21 protein-coding genes are annotated in these 23321 nt (G+C 64.7%); 4 read left to right on the top strand and 17 right to left on the bottom strand.

Annotation, left to right across the window (positions count from 1 at the left end):
- Positions 1 to 50 precede the first annotated feature (50 nt).
- The 14 genes from AC5LXK_RS07975 to AC5LXK_RS07910 all read right to left on the bottom strand — a co-directional run bounded on the left by AC5LXK_RS07975 (position 51) and on the right by AC5LXK_RS07910 (position 13755).
- Positions 51 to 758, bottom strand: coding sequence for a DUF2968 domain-containing protein (locus AC5LXK_RS07975; RefSeq protein ID WP_493391083.1), 708 nt, complete (start codon positions 756 to 758; stop codon positions 51 to 53).
- A 54-nt stretch (positions 759 to 812) separates the two neighbouring features.
- The gene (locus AC5LXK_RS07970) at positions 813 to 2204 is read right to left on the bottom strand and encodes a sigma 54-interacting transcriptional regulator (RefSeq protein ID WP_493391082.1); all 1392 of its coding nucleotides are present in this window, start codon (positions 2202 to 2204) and stop codon (positions 813 to 815) included.
- 15 nt (positions 2205 to 2219) lie between these two features.
- The gene (locus AC5LXK_RS07965) at positions 2220 to 4130 is read right to left on the bottom strand and encodes a TadG family pilus assembly protein (RefSeq protein WP_493391081.1); all 1911 of its coding nucleotides are present in this window, start codon (positions 4128 to 4130) and stop codon (positions 2220 to 2222) included.
- Positions 4131 to 4218: 88 nt separating this feature from the next.
- Complete coding sequence (locus AC5LXK_RS07960; protein WP_493391080.1) at positions 4219 to 4548, bottom strand: DUF3613 domain-containing protein; 330 nt, start codon at positions 4546 to 4548, stop codon at positions 4219 to 4221.
- Positions 4549 to 4570: 22 nt separating this feature from the next.
- The gene (locus AC5LXK_RS07955) at positions 4571 to 5446 is read right to left on the bottom strand and encodes a tetratricopeptide repeat protein (protein WP_493391079.1); all 876 of its coding nucleotides are present in this window, start codon (positions 5444 to 5446) and stop codon (positions 4571 to 4573) included.
- Between the two features lie 23 nt (positions 5447 to 5469).
- Entirely contained in the window at positions 5470 to 6477 is a 1008-nt protein-coding gene (locus AC5LXK_RS07950) for a type II secretion system F family protein (protein ID WP_493391078.1), read from the bottom strand.
- Between the two features lie 4 nt (positions 6478 to 6481).
- Positions 6482 to 7459 carry a type II secretion system F family protein gene (locus AC5LXK_RS07945; protein ID WP_493391077.1) on the bottom strand — a complete coding sequence of 326 codons (978 nt, stop codon included), beginning with the start codon at positions 7457 to 7459 and terminating at the stop codon, positions 6482 to 6484.
- A complete protein-coding gene (locus tag AC5LXK_RS07940) occupies positions 7452 to 8813 on the bottom strand; it encodes a TadA family conjugal transfer-associated ATPase (protein WP_493391076.1) in 1362 nt (453 codons plus the stop codon). The genes AC5LXK_RS07945 and AC5LXK_RS07940 overlap by 8 nt, the downstream gene beginning before the upstream one ends.
- A gap of 3 nt (positions 8814 to 8816) precedes the next feature.
- Complete coding sequence (locus AC5LXK_RS07935) at positions 8817 to 10088, bottom strand: fimbrial protein (protein ID WP_493391075.1); 1272 nt, start codon at positions 10086 to 10088, stop codon at positions 8817 to 8819.
- 45 nt (positions 10089 to 10133) lie between these two features.
- Entirely contained in the window at positions 10134 to 11465 is a 1332-nt protein-coding gene (locus tag AC5LXK_RS07930; RefSeq protein ID WP_493391199.1) for a type II and III secretion system protein family protein, read from the bottom strand.
- A gap of 67 nt (positions 11466 to 11532) precedes the next feature.
- Positions 11533 to 12441, bottom strand: coding sequence for a Flp pilus assembly protein CpaB (gene cpaB / locus AC5LXK_RS07925; protein ID WP_493391074.1), 909 nt, complete (start codon positions 12439 to 12441; stop codon positions 11533 to 11535).
- Between the two features lie 92 nt (positions 12442 to 12533).
- Complete coding sequence (locus AC5LXK_RS07920; protein WP_493391073.1) at positions 12534 to 13004, bottom strand: TadE/TadG family type IV pilus assembly protein; 471 nt, start codon at positions 13002 to 13004, stop codon at positions 12534 to 12536.
- Entirely contained in the window at positions 13001 to 13498 is a 498-nt protein-coding gene (locus AC5LXK_RS07915; protein WP_493391072.1) for an A24 family peptidase, read from the bottom strand. Before AC5LXK_RS07915 ends, AC5LXK_RS07920 begins: the two co-directional genes overlap by 4 nt.
- 80 nt (positions 13499 to 13578) lie before the next feature.
- Positions 13579 to 13755 (bottom strand): Flp family type IVb pilin, encoded by a 177-nt coding sequence (locus tag AC5LXK_RS07910; RefSeq protein WP_493391071.1) that lies wholly within the window; start codon positions 13753 to 13755, stop codon positions 13579 to 13581.
- Positions 13756 to 14433: 678 nt separating this feature from the next.
- On the opposite strand from AC5LXK_RS07910, the gene AC5LXK_RS07905 reads away from it, so the two are divergent.
- From AC5LXK_RS07905 to AC5LXK_RS07890, 4 genes are all read left to right on the top strand, one after another.
- The gene (locus tag AC5LXK_RS07905) at positions 14434 to 16107 is read left to right on the top strand and encodes a collagen-like triple helix repeat-containing protein (RefSeq protein WP_493391070.1); all 1674 of its coding nucleotides are present in this window, start codon (positions 14434 to 14436) and stop codon (positions 16105 to 16107) included.
- A 41-nt stretch (positions 16108 to 16148) separates the two neighbouring features.
- Complete coding sequence (locus AC5LXK_RS07900; RefSeq protein WP_493391069.1) at positions 16149 to 17570, top strand: collagen-like triple helix repeat-containing protein; 1422 nt, start codon at positions 16149 to 16151, stop codon at positions 17568 to 17570.
- A gap of 144 nt (positions 17571 to 17714) precedes the next feature.
- Positions 17715 to 19400, top strand: a complete 1686-nt coding sequence (locus tag AC5LXK_RS07895; RefSeq protein WP_493391068.1) for a ShlB/FhaC/HecB family hemolysin secretion/activation protein — start codon at positions 17715 to 17717, stop codon at positions 19398 to 19400.
- 166 nt (positions 19401 to 19566) lie between these two features.
- Complete coding sequence (locus tag AC5LXK_RS07890) at positions 19567 to 20028, top strand: DUF2147 domain-containing protein (RefSeq protein ID WP_493391067.1); 462 nt, start codon at positions 19567 to 19569, stop codon at positions 20026 to 20028.
- A 102-nt stretch (positions 20029 to 20130) separates the two neighbouring features.
- On the opposite strand, the gene AC5LXK_RS07885 is transcribed toward AC5LXK_RS07890, so the two are convergent.
- The 3 genes from AC5LXK_RS07885 to lpdA all read right to left on the bottom strand — a co-directional run bounded on the left by AC5LXK_RS07885 (position 20131) and on the right by lpdA (position 23312).
- Positions 20131 to 20541, bottom strand: coding sequence for a transposase (locus tag AC5LXK_RS07885; RefSeq protein WP_493391066.1), 411 nt, complete (start codon positions 20539 to 20541; stop codon positions 20131 to 20133).
- A gap of 144 nt (positions 20542 to 20685) precedes the next feature.
- Positions 20686 to 21783 (bottom strand): cell division protein ZapE, encoded by a 1098-nt coding sequence (gene zapE / locus AC5LXK_RS07880; RefSeq protein WP_493391065.1) that lies wholly within the window; start codon positions 21781 to 21783, stop codon positions 20686 to 20688.
- A gap of 98 nt (positions 21784 to 21881) precedes the next feature.
- On the bottom strand, positions 21882 to 23312 hold the full coding sequence (gene lpdA, locus AC5LXK_RS07875; RefSeq protein WP_493391064.1) for a dihydrolipoyl dehydrogenase: 1431 nt from the start codon (positions 23310 to 23312) through the stop codon (positions 21882 to 21884).
- Positions 23313 to 23321 lie beyond the last annotated feature (9 nt).

The following is a 23321-nucleotide window of genomic DNA, read 5'->3' as shown; positions in this document are numbered from 1 at the left end:
ACTGATACGGCCGGCGCGGCATGTCGCCGCACCGCTGCCACCTCCGAGGTTCAGCGCGCCGTCGTCGGCAGGCCCGCATCGGCCTCGCGCTGCAGCGAGCGCACCTGCTGCTGCAATGCACGCAGTTGCGACTGGAGTTCGGCCTGCTGCGCCTGCAGCGCAGCCGTCTCGTTACGTACGCTCTTCTGACGGTCCGTCACCGCCGCCTGCTGCTGGCGTGCGATCGAGATGTCGGCCTGCAGACGCCGCGCACGGTCCTGCGTGACTTCGATCTGCTTGTCCATCTGCGCCTTCTGCGATTCCAGCTTCGCCGCGCGCAGTTCGTTGACGGCCAGCCGCTCGGCCTGGCGAGAAAAATCGCGATAAATCGCTTCCGCGCGGGTTTCGTCGTACGTCTTGATCACGCGCCAGAACGCCTTCTGCTGGAACAGCGCGACGAAGTACGCCCCGTCCTTCACGTTGAACAGCAGGCTTGCGCCGTAGCTGCCGTTGTAGCTCGTACGCATCTCCGTCAGCGAATGCGCCTGGATCTGGCGCTGCAGGTCGTCGACCGTGCTCGGCCCCGTCGTCTCGCCCGCCAGCGGCTGCACCGACGTCTGGGCCTGCGAATCGATCACCGGAATCGCGGCCACCGGCGCCGACGCCTGCTGAACCGCCGACGAATCGCTGCCTGCCAGCCCCTGCGCGAAAGCGCCCTGCATGCCTCCCACCATGGCGAGCAACACGCCCACCCGCCCCAACCCCGTCATATGGCTCATGAAGTTTTATTCCCGCCCGAGTCGTTGTAATTCAACGCGATTTTATCTCATTAATTACTCGCTATCGCGGGTCTCGGGCTCTTCGTCGAATATCTGATACTTGCGCATTTTTTCCCACAATACCTTGCGGCTGATGCCGAGTTGCTGCGCCGTGTCCTGACGCCGCCAGCCGTTTGCGTCGAGCGCCGCGATGACGCGGCTTCGCTCGTTCATGTCCCACTTGCTGCGATCGACGAAGACTTCGGCCGCGCTTTCCGCCGGCACCGGCTGGGCCGAGCTGCGTGCGTGCGCGATCAGCCGCTGCAACCGCGCGGCATCCCATCCGCCCGTCTGCCGCACCGTCACGCCGACGCGCTCGGCAAGGTTGCGCAGTTCGCGCACGTTGCCGGGGAAATAGCTGTCCGCGACCGAATCCGTGAGCCAGTACGGCAGGTCGGACAGCTCGGCGAGCCGCTGCTCGCCGACGACTTCCGCGACGAACGACTTGAACAACGCGATCTTGTCGACCGCGCCGCGCTCTTCCAGCGACGGAATGCTCAGTTCGATCACCGCGAGCCGGTAGTAGAGATCGGCGCGAAACAGCCCTTCCTTCACGAGCTGCGGCAACTTCTTGTTGCTCGCCGCGACCAGGCGGAAGTCGACCTTGACCGACGCCGTCGCACCGACCCGCAGCACCGCGCCATCCTCGAGCACGCGCAGCAGCTTGACCTGCTGATACAGCGGCAGATCGCCGACTTCATCGAGGAACAGCGTGCCGCCGCCCGCCTGCTCGAAATAGCCTTTATGCGCAACAACCGCGCCCGTGAACGATCCTTTCGCATGACCGAAGAACAGCGATTCGAACAGGCCGTCGGGAATCGCGCCGCAGTTCACCGGTACGAATTCGCCGTGCCGGTAGCGCGAGTGCTTTTCGTGCAGCAGTTGCGCGATGCGCTCCTTGCCGACACCGGTTTCGCCGTGCAACAGCACGTTGGTGTCGCAGTCGGCGAACGTATCGACTTCGTGCAGCAACGCCTGCATCGATTCGGAGTGCGCGACGAGTTCCGACGGCTGCAGCGTTTCGGCCGCGTGCGCACGCAGTTGCGTGACGAGCTTGCCGATCATGCCGCGCAGCTCGGCACACGTGAAGTCGAGCGGCAGGATATGCGAATACTCGGGCGGATACTGCGACGCGTCGTTGCCGCGCGCCGCACCGACCCAGACCACCGGCATGCCGATGTTGGCCTGCCAGTCGCGCAGGAACGCCGTGCCGGTTTCGATCATCGACACGCTGATGATCGCAAGCGACGGCCGCAACGCGGCGCGCTCGGGCGAGATCTCCGCGTTGTCGGCGCGGATCACTTCGACGTCGAAGCTCGCCATGCACCGGGCGACGCGGTCGACGATGTCCGCTTTGCCTTCCCAGACGTACAGGTCGAGCTCTTCGATTGCGGGCGTGGTTCTCATTCTTCGGATGACGCTTCAGTAAACGAGTTGGGGCGTACCGCAGGTCAGGCCGATCTGATGCACGGTCGCCTGACCGATCTGGGCGCCCAGGAGATTCAGTACCGGGACGAGGATGCTGTTGAGCAGCGGTACGACGATATTCAAGACGCCCTGCAGGATGGGGGCAACGAGTGCCGTCAGCGCCTGGATCGGGAGATTGATGACGCCCAATACCACCAACGGACCGACCGACAGCGAGCTGAGATTGATGATCTGCGAACCCAACGCATTGGAGTTGGTCGTCCAGTACGTCGGGCAGTTCTGCGGCGCATCCGACTGCACGCAGAATTGCGGCGGGCTCGCGTTGTTGCTGTAAAACGCCGGGGAAGACGAACCCGACGAACTGCTCGAGCCGCCAGCCCCCAGCGTGATGATCGGTGCGGAGCTCGATACGTTCAGGTTGACCAAGGGCAATCCGATCAGCGTCGCGGCAACCGACGCCGCGGTTCCGGAACAGCTGTTGTTCGACGCGAGATTAAGCCACCCGGCGGACGTCGTCGGCGCATTCCCGACGCATACACTCGCGATGCTAGGCGTCACGCTGATCGTGACCCAGCTTGGCTTCGCGCTCGTACTCGATTCGCAGTCGATCGTCTCCAGATTGGCGGTCGATGGGCCACCGACCACCAGATAGAGCGGCAAATTGAGCCCGGTTAGCGAAAGCAGCCCCCCCAGTCCGATCGACGGCAACCCGACCGTCAGCGATACGCCGATCTGCCCGTTCGTCGCTTGCGTACGGTATACACCGTTCAGCTTCCCGGCCTCCCCGATCGCAGGTGACGGCGGCGTGAGCACCTGGAGCTGCAGGTTGACGAGACTCGTCGGGAAACCGAGCGCGGCCAGTTGCGACGTCGACAGACTCACCATCGCCGCCGACTGCGCGTTGGCAATCGCCGCGGCCGCCATGACCAGGTCGAGCAGGTCGACGGTGGCCTGCGTCGCGGCGTTCGCGAGAATGCCTGGATCCTGCCCTGGCGGCACCCCAAGACTGATGGCGCCCGCCTGCCCGATCGACGTCGCCGCCGCCTGGTTCGGGTTGACAACCGTCACGAGCGTATTGCCGACCGCCACGTTGAGCGAGCTGATGATCAGGTTCAGCGCCGTGCCTGCGACGGCGGCGTTGACGTTCGCGGCACCGTTCGCATTCAGCGCGGTCACCGATGCCTTCAGGAGGTCCGACAGCTTGACCTGCGTATTTACGAGGCCCTTGGGCGTTCCAACGTTCAGCGCCGTGGCGAGATCGCCGAGCTTGATGTTCGCACTGGCCAGCGCGTTGTAGCAGCCGACGCTCAGGTTGAGCTGGCTGCCCGCGCCCAGCAGGCCCGACAACAACATGTTGAGCAGCCCGACCGACCCGGTCGGCGCCTGTCCCGACGAACAATTCCCCCCCACCGACAACACGCCCGAACTCACGGAGAACGAATCGATATTGGTTGCCCGCGCCGTCGCGCTCGCCGAAATGGTCGGCGGGGCGGCCCCCAGTGCACTGAAGAGGCTCATGAAGAAATACGTCATCGACCGCGTAACCGTAACCTGTGCCGCATTGATCGGAAATACGGAAGTCGGGCTCACGTAATAGTTCGGCGGCGGCGACGTGGTTGCCCGAGTAGTAGGCGCATCCCAGCGCCCGCATGTCGTCGTGACCTGATCCTGCCCGGACGACGGCGCATTGGCGCTTACGCTGTTCGAGCTGTTGCTCCCCGCACTGCTCAACGCGTTCGCCTTGGCTGTCGTGCAGTTTGTATCCGTCTGGTTGATCCGCTGCGCGGCCGCGAGCGCGGCCATGTCGGCAATGCGCTGTACGTCTCGCCGCTGAAAGTACAGGTTGCCGATGTCGATCGAGCTCAGCACCAGGATCGCGACGAGAATCCACACGGCCGCCAGCATCGACGCAACGCCGCGTTGCCGCACGAGGCCCTGCGGCTCGCGCCGGGCCATACGAAACCGTGGAAATCGAACCGGATGCATTGCTGCCTCAATTGGACGATGACGACAGGCCCTGACCGCCCGCCCCGGCCCCGCCCACCGACTTCAGCGGCGAGTCCATCATTTCGGGGATCTTGTTCTTGAATGAATCGAGATACCGCTGGTAGGTCAGCGACGCCGCCGCGCCGAGCATCGGCAGGTCCGGGCCGGCCGCCCGGTTGTCGCGCTGAAGCGCGAGCCACTCGTTGGTCGACGGCCCGATTTCCGATGCGCTGTGCTTCGAAGCCTGGGCATGCGCTACCGCAACCGTGCCGAACAGCGCAAGCGCCGCGGCTGCGCGGACACCGCGCGTTACCCAATCGATATTCCGGTTCTTCATGTCGGTTTCCCCGATGTCTTTTTTACTGTGCGAACCGCTGCAGAAGCGGTGCGGTCGGATCGAATCCCTGGATGCTGGCGACCGGCGCAGCACGCGTCGCAGCGAGGCTGCCGGAGACATCGACAACACTGCCCGAACCGACCGCTACGGCGACCGGTGCAGACGCCGGCGCCTTCCGCCACGCATGCGATGCAGCAAGAATCTTGTTCGCATCGCTACGGATGTCGTTACGAATGTCTGCCGACAACTTCTGCTGGTTCATCAGCTTCTGCGCATCGTGCGCGCGCCCGCTCACCATCAGGTAGAGCGCAAGATTGCTGATGATCTTCGGGCTGTTCTGGTCGAGCTCGGCCGCCTTCATCAACGGCACGCGAGCGCCCTGCACGTCACCGCACCGCAATTTTGCGTACGCGAGATCGGACAGCATCGATGCATCGGTCGGTGCGAGCACCGTGGCCTGTGACAGCGACTGTGCCGCTCGCTCAAAATCGCCGGCCGCACCGGCAATCAGCCCGAGTCCGCGGTATCCGCGCGCAGCGAGCGGCGTATTGATCAACTGCTTGTAGACCGCCTCGCTGGCAGCCGGCTGCCCCGTCATGCGCAGTGCATCACCGCGCAGCAGGATGGTCTCCGGCAACGCTCCATACTGTTTCTCGTACGCGTCGATGTGAGCCAGCGACGCGTAGTACAACCCCTGCTCCTGCATCTTCTGGATCAGGCTCAGATACATGCCAGGCGTATCGGGCGCCGACTGCTTCTGAGCGGCCGCGTCCATCAATGCCGCGCGCTCGGCTTGCGGACCGACACCGTATCCGCTTTCCTTGAACGCACTGCACCCTGCGAGCAACACGATTGCCATCGTGCCGCCCAGCTTCACCATGCTACCGATCCGCATCATGTTCGTTCCTTCCATCCGCCGCATCATTGCGGCACCTGCGCAAGCGCACGCATCACCGCGATGATGCCGGGCCCGCCCGTCACGATAAGCAGCGCGGGCAACAGCGTCACGATCATGACGCCCGTCATCTTGACCGTCAGGCGCCCGATGCGCTCGCGCAGCATCGATCGCCGCGTTTCACGCAGGCGATCACCGAACTGCTTGAGCGGCTCCTGCACCGCGCCGCCGTGCTTGTCGACCTGAATCATCAATCGGACGATCGCCCGCAGATCCTCGTTGTCGAAACTCGACGACAGGCGTTGCAGCGATTGCTCCCGCGTGCGGCCTGCCGCGAACTGCTGTTGCGCGATACCGACTTCGGACGACAGCACCGGCAACATCGCCTTGAAATCGTTCGTGACAACCTGGATGCTCTGATCCAGCGACAGCCCGACGCCCTGCAGCAGACGCAACATGTCGACCAGCAGCGGCAGTTCGTCGGTCACGCTCTGGCGACGTGCGGCCGCGCGCCGGATGACGTAGACCTTCGGCACCATGAATCCCACGGCGATCGTCACCAGGATTCCGGACAGCAACCGGCCTCCGGTGAGATGCGGTCCGATGAACACGATGAACACCAAAGGCGCGATGCATGCAATGACGACGCGCACGGCAAGGAACAGCCCGCGCGATCGTGCGTCGACATAACCGCACTGCTCGAGCAGCCGCCGATCTTCATCGGCCACCGCGTATCGCCCGAAATCCGTGTCGAGCCAGCGCATGCCGATCGACGACAGACGTTCGAAGATCCGCGCAATGCGCGAGCGCACCGCCGACGGCGGCGCGACATTTGCCGCCAGGGACACGCCCTCGCCGTCCGCGGCCCGCGCGGCAGAACGCTCCAGCGCCACGGCACGACGCTCGAGCGCGCTCACCAGCGCCTGCTGGCCGCGCATCTCCGCGCGCGCGCGCCGCATCGCGACGAGTGCCAGCAGCAGCACCCCAAGAGCGGCTAACGCAAGCGCGATCGATCCAATCTGAGTGGAGGTCATGTCGTCACCTGAGCCGGGCCATTCTGTACAGCCAGACCGTACCCACGATCTGCATCAGGACGGCGAGATAAAGGAGTCTTCGTCCGTTCTCGTCGTACCACATGCCGCTGATGTAGGCCGGATGCGTCGAAACGACGAAGCCGGCAATCGCGATCGGCAGCAGCACGAGCACCCATGCCGACAATCGCGTTTCCGCGGACATCGCCATCAACTCCCGCTCCGCCTGTTCAAGGTCACGCATGAAGATCGACATCCGGTCGAGCATTACATCGGCCCGGCCACCGTAGCGCACCGACAGTCGCAGCACCGACCCGACCAGCTCGAACTCCTCCGTGTGATAGACCCGCGCGATGTACGTCATCGCGCGATCGATCTCGACGCCCGTGCGCAGCATTCTCGACACTTGGTCGAGACAGCCCCGCAATGGCGCTTCGGTTGTTTGCAACGCCCCCTGGAACGCGGCCGGCACGCTGTTGCCGAGCGTCACGAGGCGTACGATCCCGTCGAGGAACGAAGGCAGTTGCCGGACGATCTGCAGGCGACGTCGCTGGATCCGCGACACGAGCCAGAAGACCAGCAACGAGATCCCGGCTGCCAGCGCGGCCATGAACGCGAGGACGCCACCGGCCTGCCCGGCGGCGAATGCCGCGACAACGAGCACGGCCAGCGCGATCAGTGCCTTCACGCGCGCATCTTCGATTCCCGCCCGGCTGACGAGATGCTGGAGATATTCGGACGCCGTTTCGCGCCAGCGCTCCCAGGACGATGCTGCGGCCGCCGAGCTCTTCGGCGCAACCGCACGAGCCGCCTGCGTGGTACGCGCCGACGCTGCAGCGGCCCGCGCAGCCGGTTCGATCCGGCTGTCGACGAAGCGTTGCGCATCCGTGCGCCCGCGCTTGAGTTCGCCGTGCCGCCACAGCATCAGCGCGCCCGCGACGCAGAACAGCGCGGCTGCCAGCAAGCCGGCCATCACGCTATACATTGAAGCCCCCGCCACCGCGACCGAAGCCGCCGCCAAATCCGCCGCCACCGCCGCCAAATCCACTGTTCGTCAGCGTCTGCCGGAACCGCGCGAGCTTCGGCGAGTGCGGATGGATGCCGAGCGATTCCCAGTTGTCGACTTCCTCGCCGTCGGCGGTGACACGCGCTTCGTAGCGATACAGCTCCTGGGTCGCGATGATGTTGTCCGACAGGCCCGTGACTTCGGTGATCGACAGGATCCGCCGGCGACCGTTCGACAGGCGTCCGATCTGCACGATGAAGTCGATCGCGTTGGCAATCTGCCGGCGCAGGCTCGATTCCGTGCCCTGGAAGCCGGCGAACCCGGCCAGCATTTCGAGGCGATACAGGCACTCGCGAGGTGAGCTCGCGTGCACCGTCCCCATCGATCCGTCGTGCCCCGTGTTCATCGCCTGCAGCATCTCGAGCACCTCGCCGCCCCGCACTTCGCCGACGATGATGCGATCCGGGCGCATCCGCAACGTATTGCGCAGCAGATCGCGGATCGATACGACACCGGTGCCGTCGAATCCGCCCGGGCGGCTCTCGAGCCGCACCACGTGCGGGTGATTCAACGACAGTTCGGCCGTGTCCTCGATCGTCACGACACGTTCGATCTCGGGGATGTGAAACGCCAGCGCGTTGAGCAGCGACGTCTTGCCGGAACTCGTACCGCCCGATACGAGGACGTTGCAGCGCGCCTCGACCGCCGCCTCGAGCAAGGCGCCGATTTCCTCGTTGTACGTGCCGTTGCCGAGCAGGTCGGACGGCTTCAGCGGATCCTTGCGGAATTTCCGGATCGACACGACCGGCCCGTCGATCGACAGCGGTTCGATCACGACGTTGACGCGTCCACCGTCCGGCAGACGGGCGTCGACCATCGGGTTCGACTCGTCGAGACGGCGACCGATCGGTGCGAGGATGCGCCGTACGATACGCAGCAGGTGAGCGTTGTCGGTGAAACGCACCGGCAGCTTGGCCAGGATCCCGTGGCGCGACACGTAGATGTCGTTGTAGCCGTTGATCAGGATGTCCTCGACGTGCGGATCGGCGAGCAAATCCTCGATCGGCCCGAAGCCGGCCAGTTCCTTCGTCAGCGCCTCCGCAATCGCCCGCACCTCGTTCTCGTTGAGCGGAATGCGGCGCAATCGCACGAAGCTGTCGATTTCCAGATCGACGAACTGGTTGATCGCCTGGCGCGACCAGCGACCGAACTCGGCGCCCAGTTCCTCGATGCGCGTCAGCAGGTGTTCATGCGCGGCGTTCTTGATGTCGTGAAACTGCTGCGACTGGGAGAACGGCGTCGCGCCATCGGCGAATTGAATGTCGTGTGCCATCGCTTACGATCGCTTGGACGAGGGTTGAATGAATCGCTTGAGCGCGGACAGGCCTGAAGCGACGCGAGGTGCAGCGGACGAACCGGCCAGCCGCTCCGCCAGGGATTCGAGCGCACGCACGTAAGGATCGCGCTCCGCGGTATCGATGATGAGGCGCCCCTGATTCGCCGCATGGCCGATCGGAATGCGACGTGCCGGCAGCGTCGCCAGAAGCGGGATGCCGAGGCGATCGGCGATCTGTGCCGGCATCAGGCTCAGCTCCGGATCGTACTGGTTGACGATCAGGCGGATCTTGCCGAGATCGACCCCGGTATCGCGCAGCCCCTCGAGCAGATCGACCGCGGACACGATCGACGCGACGCTCTGGTCGCACACGAGCCACGCCTCGTCGGCTGCCGACGAGATCTGCGCGACGAACTCCTGGTTCGAAAAACCGCCGAGATCGACGATCTGCTGGTCGAAGAATGCGCGCAGGCGGTTCAACAGCCCCACGCACGACGCATACGACACATCGCGCAGATCGGCAAGATTGGGCGGCAGGGTCGTCAGTGCGACGCCGCTCGCATGGCGGGTGAGCGCCGTATTGACGAACGTCCGGTCGATCCGGCGTAGATTGCGGACGGCCTCGACGAAGTGGAACTCGCAGCGTGTATTGAGGAACAGCGCGCCGTCTCCCGCAGGCAAGCCGAGATCGACAAGCGCGGTTTGCCGGGCGCGTGTTGCAGCAGAGCCGAACGCGTCGTCACGGACGTCCGTGCCGGGCGCGCGTCGGTGCATCCATACCGCCAGGTTCGCCGCAAGCGTGCTGACGCCCATTCCGGCCCGGGCGCCGAGCAGCGCAACGAGTTTGCCGTGACGGTTCGCCGGCTCGCCCGTGACATGCTCGAGCAACCCGCGCGTGATGCGCAACGCTTCGTCGGATGTGCTCGACACGTCGATGAAGTCACGCACGCCGGCCCGCAGCGCCGCAAGCGCGCTTTCGGGTTCGGCAAGCGTGCCGAGCGCAACGACGGGCAATCCGGGATGCGACGCGCGCACCGCGGCCGCAGCCGCGCTTGCTGCCGCGTGCGCGCCGGAAAAATCGATGAAGACGATCGCCGGATTGAGTCCCGAAATGCGCTGTGCAAGCGCCCCCGGCTCGAGCGACGAAGACTCGACCGTGCCGGCCGACACGAGCGTGTCGCCCAGCCAGCGAACATGTGCGTCCTGCTGCGACGCGCACACGAAATAATCGGTGACGGCGGGCTCAGTCAATGAAAGGGTTCTCGCGTTCATGTTGAACACCCCCGGTTACATGCCGCGCGACGTCTCGCCCCGCGTTCATTTCGAAAATCCAGGCGCCGCGTCAGGCGATGCGATGCCACCAAGGTACGAACGCCACACAGGACCGTCGCGCTGATCGGACTGCTCGCCCGGCGTAGCCGGCAGCGATGCGCCCTTTGCGATCGGCGAGACGAGGTGCGGCGTAACGATGATCACCAGCTCCTTGTCGTTCTGCTGGTAATTGAGCGTCTTGAAGAACGCGCCGATGATCGGCAGATCACCGAGGAACGGCACCTTGCTGATGTTCGACATCGTTTCCCGGTCGATCAGCCCCCCGATCACGAAACTTTCGCCATCGCCGAGTTCGACCGTCGTATCGGCACGCCGCGTCGTGATCGCAGGCACGGAAATGCTGTTGATCGTGACCGCGTGCACGAAATCAAGCTGACTCGCTTCGGGTGCGACCTTCAGCGCGATACGCCGGGCGCTGAGCACGGTCGGCGTCAGCGTCAGGCCGACACCATACTGCTTCCACTCGATGGCCGTCGAACCGAGGGCCTGCGGCACCGGCACCGGAATCTCGCCGCCCGCGAGGAAGCTCGCGCTTTGTCCGGACAACGCGACCAGCGTCGGCTGCGCAAGGATGCGCGCGAGGTTGTTGGCCTCGAGGACCGAAATATTGCCGAAAATGCCGCGGCCGGCCGAATTCACGACCAGGTTGAACGCGGACGCGATCGGAATGCCCGTCGTCATCTGCAGGTTGCCAGCACCACCGGTATAAGACTGCAACGATCCCGGCGACAGTGCACCGAACGAGAAGCCATTGCTTTGCTTGAAGAAATTGAGCCCTGCCTCCTTCAGCACCGAACGGCTGAACTCGACGACGCGTACGTCAACCTGCACCGTACTCTTTGCGCCGACCGTCGACATGTCGATCACCGTACCGTCCTTGCCGCTCATGTGCTTGGCGACCGCGGCCGCGCGCTCGTGCCCTTCGAGCGACGCCGCGGCACCGGACACCACCGACGTGCCGCCATAGGCTTTCACGCTGGGCGTCGACCCGTCGGTCACGACCTGGGCCGCTGCGTCGACGACATTGACGTTCCATACCATCGGTTCGTCGCGCCCCCGCTCCCAGAGCATCACGTTCGTCGACCCCGGCGCCTTGGCTACCAGCAACACGCTCCCTGCGTGGCTGCCCTTCATCACGAGCACGTCGACGACCGACGGATCACCCACCGCGATGCGTTGCAGCGTCCGACCCGCGGCGACTTGCCGCTGCGAGCCGACCGCGAGTTCGATCGAACCGTTCGTGCCCGCGGCCCCCGCCAGCGTGGCAAACGTCATGGTCAAAATGGCAATCGCGAATGCAATCAATTTATTCGTCATTGTGTCGGAGACCGTCATGCGGCCTTCTCCCTTCCGTTGCTGCTGTCGATGACCGTACGCAAGTTGTTCAATAGGCGACCGTCTCGGCCCGCCCGCCACGAATCACTTCGATGCTGCTGCCCGAGCGCGCGACGATCGGTGCGCGCGGCGCGGTCACCGCACGGGGTGCGCTGCGCGCGCGACCCGTCGACAGTTCGTCGAGCGATACGCCAGCGGCAGCCTGAGCCGACGGCGTCAGGTTCGCTGCCGTCGTACGTACCGCAACGGTCTGCATCGCGATGTCGTCATCTTTCGGATTACGAAGTGCGAGCGTAAGGCGTCCGCTTGCTTCCCCGAGCGTCAGCGCATCGACCTGGGCGGTCGGCACGGCAAGCACGGCAGTCCTCACGCCATTCGCTGCGTTCGAACCGACGTCGCGATCGGGTGTTGCATCGCCAAAAGACAGCACACGGATCTTCGACAGCAGCAGGCGCGCCTGCGTGTCGGGAATTTCCGAACTGGTTCCCGTGCCGGCACCCGCACCGTCACGCCTCAGGTTCAGGAAAACGTCGACGAAATTACCCGGACGAATGCGGTTGCCGACGGCGTTCGACTCGTCGATCTTCACGGCCACGGCCCGCTCGCCGGGTTCGATGCGATCGGCGAGTCCTGACGTCAGCGCGCTCTCCAGTATCGGGGCCGAATCAAGGATGTCGTTGACCGGCACGCGGCCAACCAGCGTGGTCGCCTCACCGAACGCCCCCGTCGGCAATGCCGGCACTTGCACGATCTTCAATGAATCGGCCGTGATCGGTTGCCCCGCGGGTAGCAGTCGCGCCGCCACGACGATCGGTACCGTCTTCGTCGCTGCCGCCACCGGCGCGACATTCGCAGGCGGATGCGCCGCGGTGCGGCCGAGCATCCACGCGTAAACCCCGAGCAAGACGGCAATCGCGATCAGCAACGCGGCGATGATCTTCGTCAGGTTGTTGGCCATGGTCTATGTTGTGTGCCGTAAGTAATGTTGTTTTGTTGAGCTGCACTTGCGATTGCGGCCTTACGCCTCGTGGCCGCGTCGTACCTGTTACTTCACAAAATGGTTGCCGGGCTGATCTGGACCGTAGCCGTGCTTGCCAGCGTGCCGGGCACGAGGAGACTCAGCGGCGGAATCGCCGGCACCAGCGGATATTGCGTATACGGGTAGCTCACCGTGACTGTCACGCAATACATCGTCGAATCGTAGCTGCACGCCCCCGTCGTCGCCGGCGGTACCTGCACGTTGGGCAACCAGCTCGTGAGCCCGGCGGCAGTCTTCTGCGCCGCGGCGCCGCGGTCCTGCAATGCCTGCGTTGCGGATCCGCTCGACTCGTATACATAGTTCAACGCCGCCCGCGCTCCTTCCGACGCCGCCAACGTCAGGTTTTGCTGGATGGCGAAAATCATTCCGAACATCACGATCGCATAGAAGATCATGAAGAACAGCGGAAAAACCAGCGCAAACTCGACTGCCGTCACGCCTCGCTGCCGCCGCCAGTTCACAGGTTGCTGCCGTGGTTTCATTGCACGCCTCCCGCCACGAGATGCACGAACCAGACTGCCGCGGCGCCCGTCAGGCAAGCGGCATAAGGCGTTGCCCGCAGCCCGCCGAGCGCCATGGACGGCGCGCGGCGCTGCCACAACGCGCCGAACGAGGTTCCGGACAGGACGACGAGTGCGAGCGCATGGATCCCGGCAGCCACGCTCGCCATGACCCAGATCCAGAGGAGGCCTTGCAGGCCGCACCACGCACCGATCACGGCGAAAACCTTTACGTCCGCCGCGCCCATCACGCGCAGTGCAAAAAACGGGAAAAGGCCGATTAGTCCGGCGAGCAGGCCGATCAGTGCCTGCTGAAAGGAAATACCGAATGGATTGGCGTGCGCCAAGGCACTTGCAATCGCACCGCCCAATCCGAACAGGACAAGCACGTTCGGTACGCGGCGCATGCGGATATCACCTGCGGCAACGAGCATTGCCCAGGCGAAGAAAATCCCCGTACAGAGAAAGAATGCCATTTGAAAGCCGCCGCAAGCGCATATGCAGGACGGGCGAATCGCCGAAACGATTCACCCGTATCTCGACGAAGCTTAATAGCTCAGCCGGCAGCGCTTGTCAGTTTGTTTCCGACATTCGTGAACAGCGTGGTCAGGCCGCCTTCAAGCGTACCCAGTGCGCCAACGATACCAATGGCAACCAGCCCCGCAATCAGACCATACTCGATCGCGGTAACCCCGTCTTCTTCCCGAAGGAAGCGAATCAGCATTGCTTTCATTTTATTCCTCGTGCCTGTATTTACGTTCTTTGGCCTTTTATACGTATACGTCCCCGTATATCTGGCCGTTTGCCCCGAAATGTTCGCCACATTTGCTGTAACGACAACCGGGTGCGCTTTCTTTATAGGTCGCCTCGAAGGGCATCTACCACAATTTGATGCAAGTTAACATTCGCGATAGTGATCCTCCTCGAACGTTGTGTACCGAACCGTACATTCCTTACACCTGCTCCGGATTCTATATCCGATCCTATTTAAGTTCCAACCTCTTTTAGTGACTCTGCCGGAAAAAAAGTCATCAGGAGCACAACGTATTTGTACGGCGTTTCGGTACGACTTACACATAGGATTTACGATAGGTTAGATGTGCACGCCTAATCCACCAGTAAAACAATTGCCTCGTCCACCAAGCTGGGCAAGCCCCCACGTTACGCCGCACGCGTAACGCCAATGTTGTGACGTTACGTTACGAAACGGCCGAAACCGTTCTCATTCGTCTGCCCTTAAACAGACTCAACAATCTTTCAATTTCCATAACTCCCTTTTCCGACAAGGAATTGCCCCGTTTAAAGGTCGTTGTCGAACCGTCGACCATCGAAATGGCACGACAGTTGCAGAGTAGTCCTCGCACCACCCAACACAACGCAGTTCACAACACATCTTTAATGCGAGGACAAAATGGACACTAAGGTTATCCCTCATGGCGTGCTCCGGACGACTCTGATCGCGGCCACCGTTGCAGCCATGCTTTCCCTCTCCGCGTGCGGCGGTTCCGGTTCCATCAGCCAGGGCCTCGGCGGCGGCTCCAGCTCGGGCGGCGGCGATACGATCTCGACGTCCGGCGGCGGCTCGAACGGCACCTCCGGTACGAGCGGCACGTCGGGTACCAGCGGCACCTCGGGTACGAGCGGTACCTCCGGCACCAGCGGTACCTCGGGCACGAGTGGCACCTCCGGTACCAGCGGAACCTCGGGCACGAGCGGTACGTCCGGCACATCGGGCGTGTCGTCGAACGCGGTGGGACAGGTCCTCGCAAGCGGCAGCAATATCGTTACCGGTGTCGGCGGCACCGTCTCGGGCCTCGGCTCGGTCATTGGCAGCCAGACCCTGCCTGGCGTCAACCCGGCCACCACGCAAGCTGCAGGCGGCATCGTGCAGAACGTGGGCGGCGCCGTCACCGCACTGGGCAATGGCCTCGGCAACGGTCTCGGCCAACTCGGCGCGACGAAGGATCCGGTCGGCACCACACTCGCCAGCACCGGCGGCGTGGTCAATCAGCTCGGCGGCGCAGTCACGCAAACGGGCAACCTGGTCACGAGCCTCGGCAGCGGCCCGCTGTCGCCGCTCGCACCGGTTACGGGTGCCGTCGGCGGTCTCGTGTCGACGCTCGGCGGCGCCGTGTCGAACGGCGGCAACACGCTCACCAATGCCCTGTCGACCGGCCCGATCCAGCAAGTCACGCAGACGGTCAGCTCGGCCATCACGCCGATCACGACGATGGTCGGCCAGACAACCCAGACGATCGGCACGGCAACCGGCCTCGGCGCCCCGGTCAACACGCTGCTCGGCACGATCGGCAACGGCCTGAACCAGGCCGGCGCCCTCCTCGCGTCGACGGGCGGCAACCCGGTCACCACGGGCCTCGGCAACACCGTCTCGTCGACGGGCAACACCGTGAAGGCCGTCGGCGGCCTGCTCACGGGCGGCACCGGCGGTGTGACCAACCCGCTCGCCCCGCTCACGGGCCTCGTCTCCACGGTCACGGGCGCACTCGGCGGCGCAACTGGCGGCGGCAGCGGCCCGCTCGCTCCGGTGACGGGTCTCGTGTCGACAGTCACCGGCGCACTCGGCGGTGCAGCAGGCGGCGGCAGCGGCCCGCTCGCCCCGGTTACGGGTCTCGTCTCGACGGTCACCGGCGCACTCGGCGGCGCAGCAGGCGGCGGCAGCGGCCCGCTCGCCCCGGTCACGGGTCTCGTCTCGACGGTCACCGGCGCACTCGGCGGCGCAGCAGGCGGCAGCGGCGGCCCGCTCGCCCCGGTCACGGGTCTCGTCTCGACGGTCACCGGCGCACTCGGCGGCGCAACGGGCGGCACGAGCGGCGGTCCGCTCGCTCCGGTCACGGGTCTCCTCGGGGCAGTCACGGGCGCACTCGGCGGCGCGACTGGCGGCGCAGGCGGCAGCAGCCCGCTCGCCCCGGTGACGAACGTGGTGTCCACGGTCACGAGCACGGTCGGTGCGCCTGCACTGACGGGCGGCACGGGCGCCGTCACGAATTCGGGCTCGTCGTCGAATCCGCTCGCGCCTGTCACGTCGCTGATCGGCGGCCTGCTCGGCGGCACGCACGGCAAGTAATCCGGCATCCATTCATCGACAAAGACAGCGAGGAGTCCACCATGTCCCAGCAACGCTTCATCACGACGGTCGCCCTGCGCCAGTGGCGCGTGCCTCTCACCGCCTTCGCCGCAGCCTGCCTGCTGGCCGCCTGCGGCGGCGGCGGCGTCAGCTCGCCGCCGACCAGCAGCAACAACAACAATCCGAGCACGAGCGGCACGCCCGGCACGAGCGGCACCAGCGGTTCGCCGACCGGCACCAACGGCGTCATCAGCACGGTCGGGCAGACGGCCACCGACCTCGGCAGCACGGTCGGCAACATCAGCCTGCCGGGCCTCGGCGACGGCGTGACGAAGGGCGTCGGCAGCACGCTCTCCAGCACCGGCACGATCGTCGGCGCAGCGGCCAATGCCGTGAGCAACGGGCTGGGGCAGATCGGCTCGACGAAGGATCCGGTCGGCACGACGGTTGCCGGTCTCGGCAACGTCGTCAGCGCGACGAGCAACACGGTGTCCGGCCTGAGCTCGACGGTCAAGGCGCTGGGCACCGGGCCGCTCGCCCCGCTCGCGCCGGTCACGACCCCGGTCGGCACCGTGCTCGATACGGTCGCCAACGGCCTGACGGCCGCCGGCACGACGATCGGCTCGACGCTGTCGTCGGGCGCCGTGCAACAGGTCACGCAACCGATCAGCTCGGCAATCACGCCGCTCGTGATCACCACCGGCCAGGTCACCCAGCAGGTCGGCACGACGACCGGCCTCGGCCAACCCGTCTCGGGCCTGCTCGGCCAGGTCGGCGGCGCGATCAGCTCGGCCGGCAAGCAGGTCGGCGGCACGTCGAGCCAGCCGCTCGTCGGCGACGTCGGTCAGCTCGTGACCGCGGTCGGCAATACGGTGACCAACGCGGGCGGCCTCGTCAACCCGAACGGTCCGAACGGTGCAGCACCGATCCCCGGCCTGATCACGAGCCTCGTTGGCGGCTCGACGGCAACCGTCCAGAACGGCCCGCCGTCGGGCTCCAGCTCGACGAACCCGCTCGGCGGCCTGCTGTCGGGTCTCGGCTCCACGCCGCTCGGCTCCCTCACGGGAGCACTCGGCGGCGCAACGGGCGGCTCGGGCAGCGGCCCGCTCGCTCCGGTCACGGGCCTCGTCTCGACGGTCACCGGTGCGCTGAGCGGTGCGGCAGGCGGCAGCAGCGGCCCGCTCGCCCCGGTCACGAATCTCGTGTCGACGGTCACGGGCACGCTCGGCGGCGCGACGGGTGGCGCAGGCAGTGCAAACCCTCTCGCGCCCGTCACCGGTTTGCTGAATACTGTCACCGGAGCAATCGGCGGTGCAGCCGGATCCGGGGGGGCGAGCCCGCTCGCGCCGGTCACGTCGCTGGTCGGCAGCGTCTCGGGTACGGCCTCGTCGGGCGGCGGTTCGACGGGCCTGCTGGCACCGGTAACGGGGCTGCTGGGTACGCTGGGTAGCGTTGGCAAGTAAGGAGGACGGTCGCATCATCGCAGCCGGAGCGGATGGCGCGGCCGTACAAACACAACCGGCAATGCGGCACGCGGCGCGCGACACCCTGGTGTCGCGCGCCGGCATTACAAAGAAGACGAAAAGCAAGGCCTACGAGGAAGAACAATGAAATCCAGACTCGACAGATGGATGATGCTGCTCGTCATCGCGGCAGCAGGCACGGCACAGGCACAAACGCGCGTCGGCGGGAACCCGCTCGACTCCCTCCCCCAGATCAACACACCGAAGACCGGCCCGAGCGTCACCGTACAGGTCGCACCTCAGGCGCCACAGCTGCAGGAGCTGCTGTCGCGGCACCTGACACCGAAGACGTTCCAGGTCGAAGGCGTGAAGTCGATTCCGTTCGAGGAAATCACGCGCCGCTTCACCCCCCTCGTCGGCAAGGACATCACGATCGGCGAACTGATCGAAACCGCCAACGGCGTGACGAAGCTGTACCAGGATCGCGGCTACGCGCTGTCGTTCGCGTTCGTTCCCGCGCAGACGTTCGAGAACGGCGTCGTGCGCATCACGGTCGTCGAAGGTTACGTATCGGACGTCAAGGTCACCGGCAAACCGGGTGCGATGGAGTCGAAGATTCGCGCGATTGCCGCGCACATCACGGCCGACCGACCGCTGCGCCGCGCGACGTTCGAGCGCTACGTGAACACGTTCGGCCTGCTGCCCGGCCTCACGGTGAAAGCGAATGTCCCGCCGCCGCAAACCACCGACGGCGCCACGACGCTCGAGCTTGCGGTCGACCGCAAGCCATTCAACGTCAGCACCGGCATCGACTTCAATCACCCGGGTGTCCAGGGTCTCATCACCGCGACCGAAAACGGCCTCACGTCGTTCGGCGAACAGTTGAGCATCTCTGCGCTCGCGCCGCCGGGGCGCGACAAGCAGACCTACTTCGCATTCAGCGGCGCGGTGCCCGTCGGCAGCAGCGGCCTGATCACGCGCCTCGACGCAAGTACGTATCGCGGCAAGCCGACCGATAACCCCGGGTTGCCGTCGTACATCCAGCGCACGGTCAAGAATGAAAAACTCGGTCTTTCGGCATCCTATCCATTGCTGCTGAACAATCAGCGCAGCCTGCTCGGCACGGTGTCGGGGTATGCGGCGCACAACGACGACAACTACCAGAACCAGATCACCGGCGCGACCCTCGACAACCGGTCACAGGTTCGCGTGCTGCAGATGCAGCTCGACTACACGAGCGTACAGCCGAAGCAGGTGCGCAAACTGAGCGTGAACGTCGCCAAGGCGTTCGACATCCTCGGTGCATCGAAATCGCAGATCGGCACGAACGGCGGCACCACGACGACCTATGCCGACCCGACATCGCTGACCTTCGTCCGTACCGGCGCGACCTTCACGCAGACCAACGAATGGCCGTTCCGGATCGGCACGTCGGTTTCGCTGACCGGGCAGTACAGCCCCGACTCGCTGCCGACGTCCGAGCAGATCTCGTTCGGCTCGACGCGCTACGCGCTCGGCTATCAGCCGGGCGAAGCGTCGGGCGACTCGGGATGGGGAATGTCGCTGGAGGTCAACCGCGGCTTCACGCCGGGCTGGACGTATATGAAATCGATCACGCCGTACATCGCGTACGACATGGCGCGCGTGTATCTGCACGCCGGTACGCCGTCACCGAGCCGCATGTCGTCGGTCGGCCTCGGCGTGCGGTTCACGGACAGCCGTTTCTACAGTCTCGACCTGAACGTCGCAAAACCGGTTGGCGACGCGCCGGTCGAAAGCGCATCGCGCAGCCCACGCATCAACGCCGCGTTCTCGTATCAGCTCAACTGATCGGTCACCAGACAGCCCGCGCTACGCGGGCTGTTTCGATTAGAGTCCCCTCTATCAAACGTGGCGCGCGGTTTCACGTATTCTGGCGAAGCTCGCAACATGCCCGCCCCATGCAGACGGTCGCGCGGGCGAATCGAACACGACATGCAAAACAAGGAGGATGACAATGATTCAACTGACCCGCCCGTTGCGTGCAATCGCCATCGCCGGCACCCTGCTCGCCTGCGCAGCCCCCACGTTCGCACAGGCCGACAACCCGATCGGCATGTGGCAGACGATCGACGACAACACCCACCAGCCGAAGGCACTCGTGCAGATCGCCGAGGACGGCGACGGTGCGTTGACCGGCAAGGTCGTCAAGGGCCTCGGCGCGAACGATACGCCCGATCGCCGCTGCACGGCCTGTACGGACGAGCGCAAGGATCAGCTCATCAAGGGCATGACGATCATCAAGGCGATGAAGAAGGAAGGCGATCACTGGGACGGCGGCAACATTCTCGACCCGGAGAACGGCAAGGTCTACAAGTGCAAGATGACGCTTGAAGACGGCGGCCAGAAGCTCGTGGTGCGCGGCTACATCGGAGTGTCGCTGCTCGGCCGGTCGCAGACCTGGGTTCGCCAGCAATAACGCAGTACGCGCCGAAGCGCGCGGCTCAATGAAAAAATCGGCCTGCGACGACGTCGCCAGGCCGATTTCTTTTGGTGCGTGTACAACGTAAACCGACGGACATCACGCCGCGTGCTTCATCGTGCCCGATGCATAGTCTCCCGACGCATGATACGCAGGTGTCGCGTTGCTACGCGCCTCCGCTGCCTTCGATTGCGTGTGCTTGCGCATCCGTGCGGACAGTTCGTTGCACAGATTCACGCCCGGGTCGCCATAGAGCTCACGCATCACGCTCAGCAACGTGCCTGTCTCGTGCCAGACCTTGAAGCGGCGGTGACACGTTTGATACGACGGGTAACGGCGCGGCATGGCGGACCAGGTTGCGCCGCTGTAGATCACCCAGAGCACGCCGTTCAGCACGGCCCGCGTATTGGCTAACGGCCGGCCGCGCAACTCGGTGCGCGGCTGCATTTCGGGCAGAAGCGGTGCGACGCAGCGCCACTCGTGGTCGGTCAGATCGCGATACGGTGTCATGGACATCTCCAGCCTTAGTAACCATGACACAACGATATCGGCTCACCTCAACATTGAATATAAGACAAATCCGAAAATACCCCGAGATTGCCTGAATTTAACCGGAATTGACGTTTGAATCCCGTCATTTACCGGAAACCGCGATCAGGTCAGCGACGTATCGACGATGCGACGCGGCGTTTCGAGATACTCCTTCGACTGCATCTCGACGATGCGCGACACCGTCCGCGCGAATTCGTTGGCCATCGGGCCCTCGATGTACAACTGCTCCGCCGGCACCGCTGCGGACATCAGCAGCTTGACCTTGTGGTCGTACAGCACGTCGATGAGCCACGTGAAGCGACGCGCTTCGGACGCCATCCGCGGCGACATCTGCGGCACCTCGGACAGCACGATCGCGTGGAATCGGCTCGCCAGTTCGAGATAGTCGTTCTGCGAACGCGGGCCGCCGCACAGCGTCGCGAAATCGAACCAGACGACACCGTCCGCCTTGCGCAGCGCCTTCAGCTCGCGCTTCTCGATATGCAGGATCGGGCTCTCGTCGGGCACCGCGGCAAGCTTGCCGAATGCATGGCGCAGTTCGCGATCGGCATCCGCGCCGAGCGGCGTGAGATACATCCTCACCTGCGCGAGCGTGCGCTGGCGATAGTCGACGCCCGCGTCGACGTTCAGCACGTCGAGCTTGTCCTTGATCAGTGCGATAGCCGGCAGCATGCGGTCGCGGTGCAGGCCGTCCGGGTACAGGTCGTCGGGATCGTAGTTGGACGTCATCACGAACTGCACGCCATTGTTGAACAGGCGGTCGAGCAGACGGTACAGGATCATCGCATCGGCAATGTCCGACACGTGGAATTCGTCGAAGCAGATCAGCCGGTAGCGCTTCGCGATGCGTCGCGCGAGCTCGTCGAGCGGATCAGCCTGCCCCTTCAGCTCCTCGAGTTCACGGTGCACTTCGCGCATGAATTCGTGGAAATGCAGGCGCGTCTTGCGCTGCACGGGCGCGACCGCGTAGAAGCTGTCCATCAGGAAGCTCTTGCCGCGACCGACCCCTCCCCACATGTACACGCCGCGCGGGAGGTCCGGATGATTGATGAGCTTCTTGAACGCGTTCGAGCGGCGCGCCTTGTATTCGACCCACTCGTCGAAACAGCGCTGCAGGCGATCGACGGCCGCGCGCTGAGCGGAATCGGATTGATAGCCGCGCGTGGTCAGTTCGCGCGTGTAGTATTCGGTGACGTTCATCGGGCAAACCGGAAAAAACGAAGGCGGGCGGGAAACCCCGCCCGCCTTCGTCATGAGACGGCTGCGCCGGCCGACGGCCGGCAGGCGCTATACCGTGCTCAGCTGTTCAGCGAGCGCTTGTCGACGGCGAGCGCCGCTTCGCGCATCACTTCCGACATCGACGGGTGCGGATGGCAGATGCGGGCGATGTCTTCCGACGCCGCCTTGAATTCCATCGCCACCACGGCTTCCGCGATCAGGTCCGACGCGTTCGCGGCGATCACGTGCACGCCGAGCAGTTCGTCGGTCTTCGCATCCGCGATCATCTTCACGAAGCCGTCCGGTGCGTTCATGCCGAGCGCGCGGCCGTTGATCGAGAACGGGAACTTGCCCGACTTGATCTCGCGGCCTTCCGCCTTCAGCTGCTGCTCCGTCTTGCCGACCCATGCGATTTCCGGGTACGTGTAGATCACCCACGGAATGCAGTTGTAGTCGATGTGCGGCTTCTGGCCGTCGATCACTTCCGCGACCAGCACGCCTTCGTCTTCCGCCTTGTGCGCGAGCATCGGGCCACGCACCACGTCGCCGATCGCGTACACGTTCGGCACCGCCGTGCGGCAGTGGTCGTCGACGTCGATGAAGCCGCGCTCGTTCGCCTTCAGGCCGATCGCCTCGAGGCCGAGGTTGTCGGTGTTCGGCACGCGGCCGACCGACACGATCAGGCGGTCGGCGTCGAGCGTCTGCGCGTTGCCGTCCTTGTCGGTATAAGCGATCGACACGCCGTTCGCGGTCGTCTTCACTTCGCCGATCTTCACGCCGAGATTGATGTCGAGGCCCTGCTTCTTGAACAGCTTGGCCGCTTCCTTCGCGAGCGCTTCGTCCGCTGCGCCGAGGAATGCCGGCAGCGCTTCGAGCACCGTCACTTCGGCACCGAGGCGACGCCACACCGAGCCGAGCTCGAGGCCGATCACGCCTGCGCCGATCACGGCGAGCTTCTTCGGCACCGAGTCGAACGTCAGTGCGCCTTCGTTGTCCGACACGATCTTGTTGTCGACCGGGACGCCCGGCAGGTGACGCGCCTTCGAGCCCGTCGCGATGATCACGTTCTTCGCGGTGACGACTTCGGTTTCACCTTCGCCGCTCACTTCGATCTGCACGCCGGCATCGGTCTTGCCGGTGAACTTGCCATGGCCCTTCAGCCAGGTGATCTTGTTCTTCTTGAACAGGAACTCGATCCCGCTCGTCATCTTCTCGACGATGCCGTCCTTGCGGCCGAGCATCTTCGCGATGTCGATCTTCACGCCGTCGACGCTGATGCCGTGGTCGGTCAGGTGATGCGACGTGTTCTCGAACTCTTCCGACGATGCGAGCAGCGCCTTCGACGGGATGCAGCCGACGTTCAGGCAGGTACCGCCGAGCTTCAGCGCGCCGGCCGGGTTCTTCCACTTCTCGATACAGGCAACGGTCTTGCCGAGCTGCGCGGCACGAATCGCGGCGATGTAGCCGCCGGGGCCGGCGCCGATCACGACGACGTCAAATTCCTTGGACATGACAATCCT

The organism is Burkholderia pulmonis, assembly GCF_984667975.1.
The sequence above is the reverse complement of the archived record's forward strand: the minus strand, read 5'-3'. Positions and strand labels throughout refer to the sequence as shown.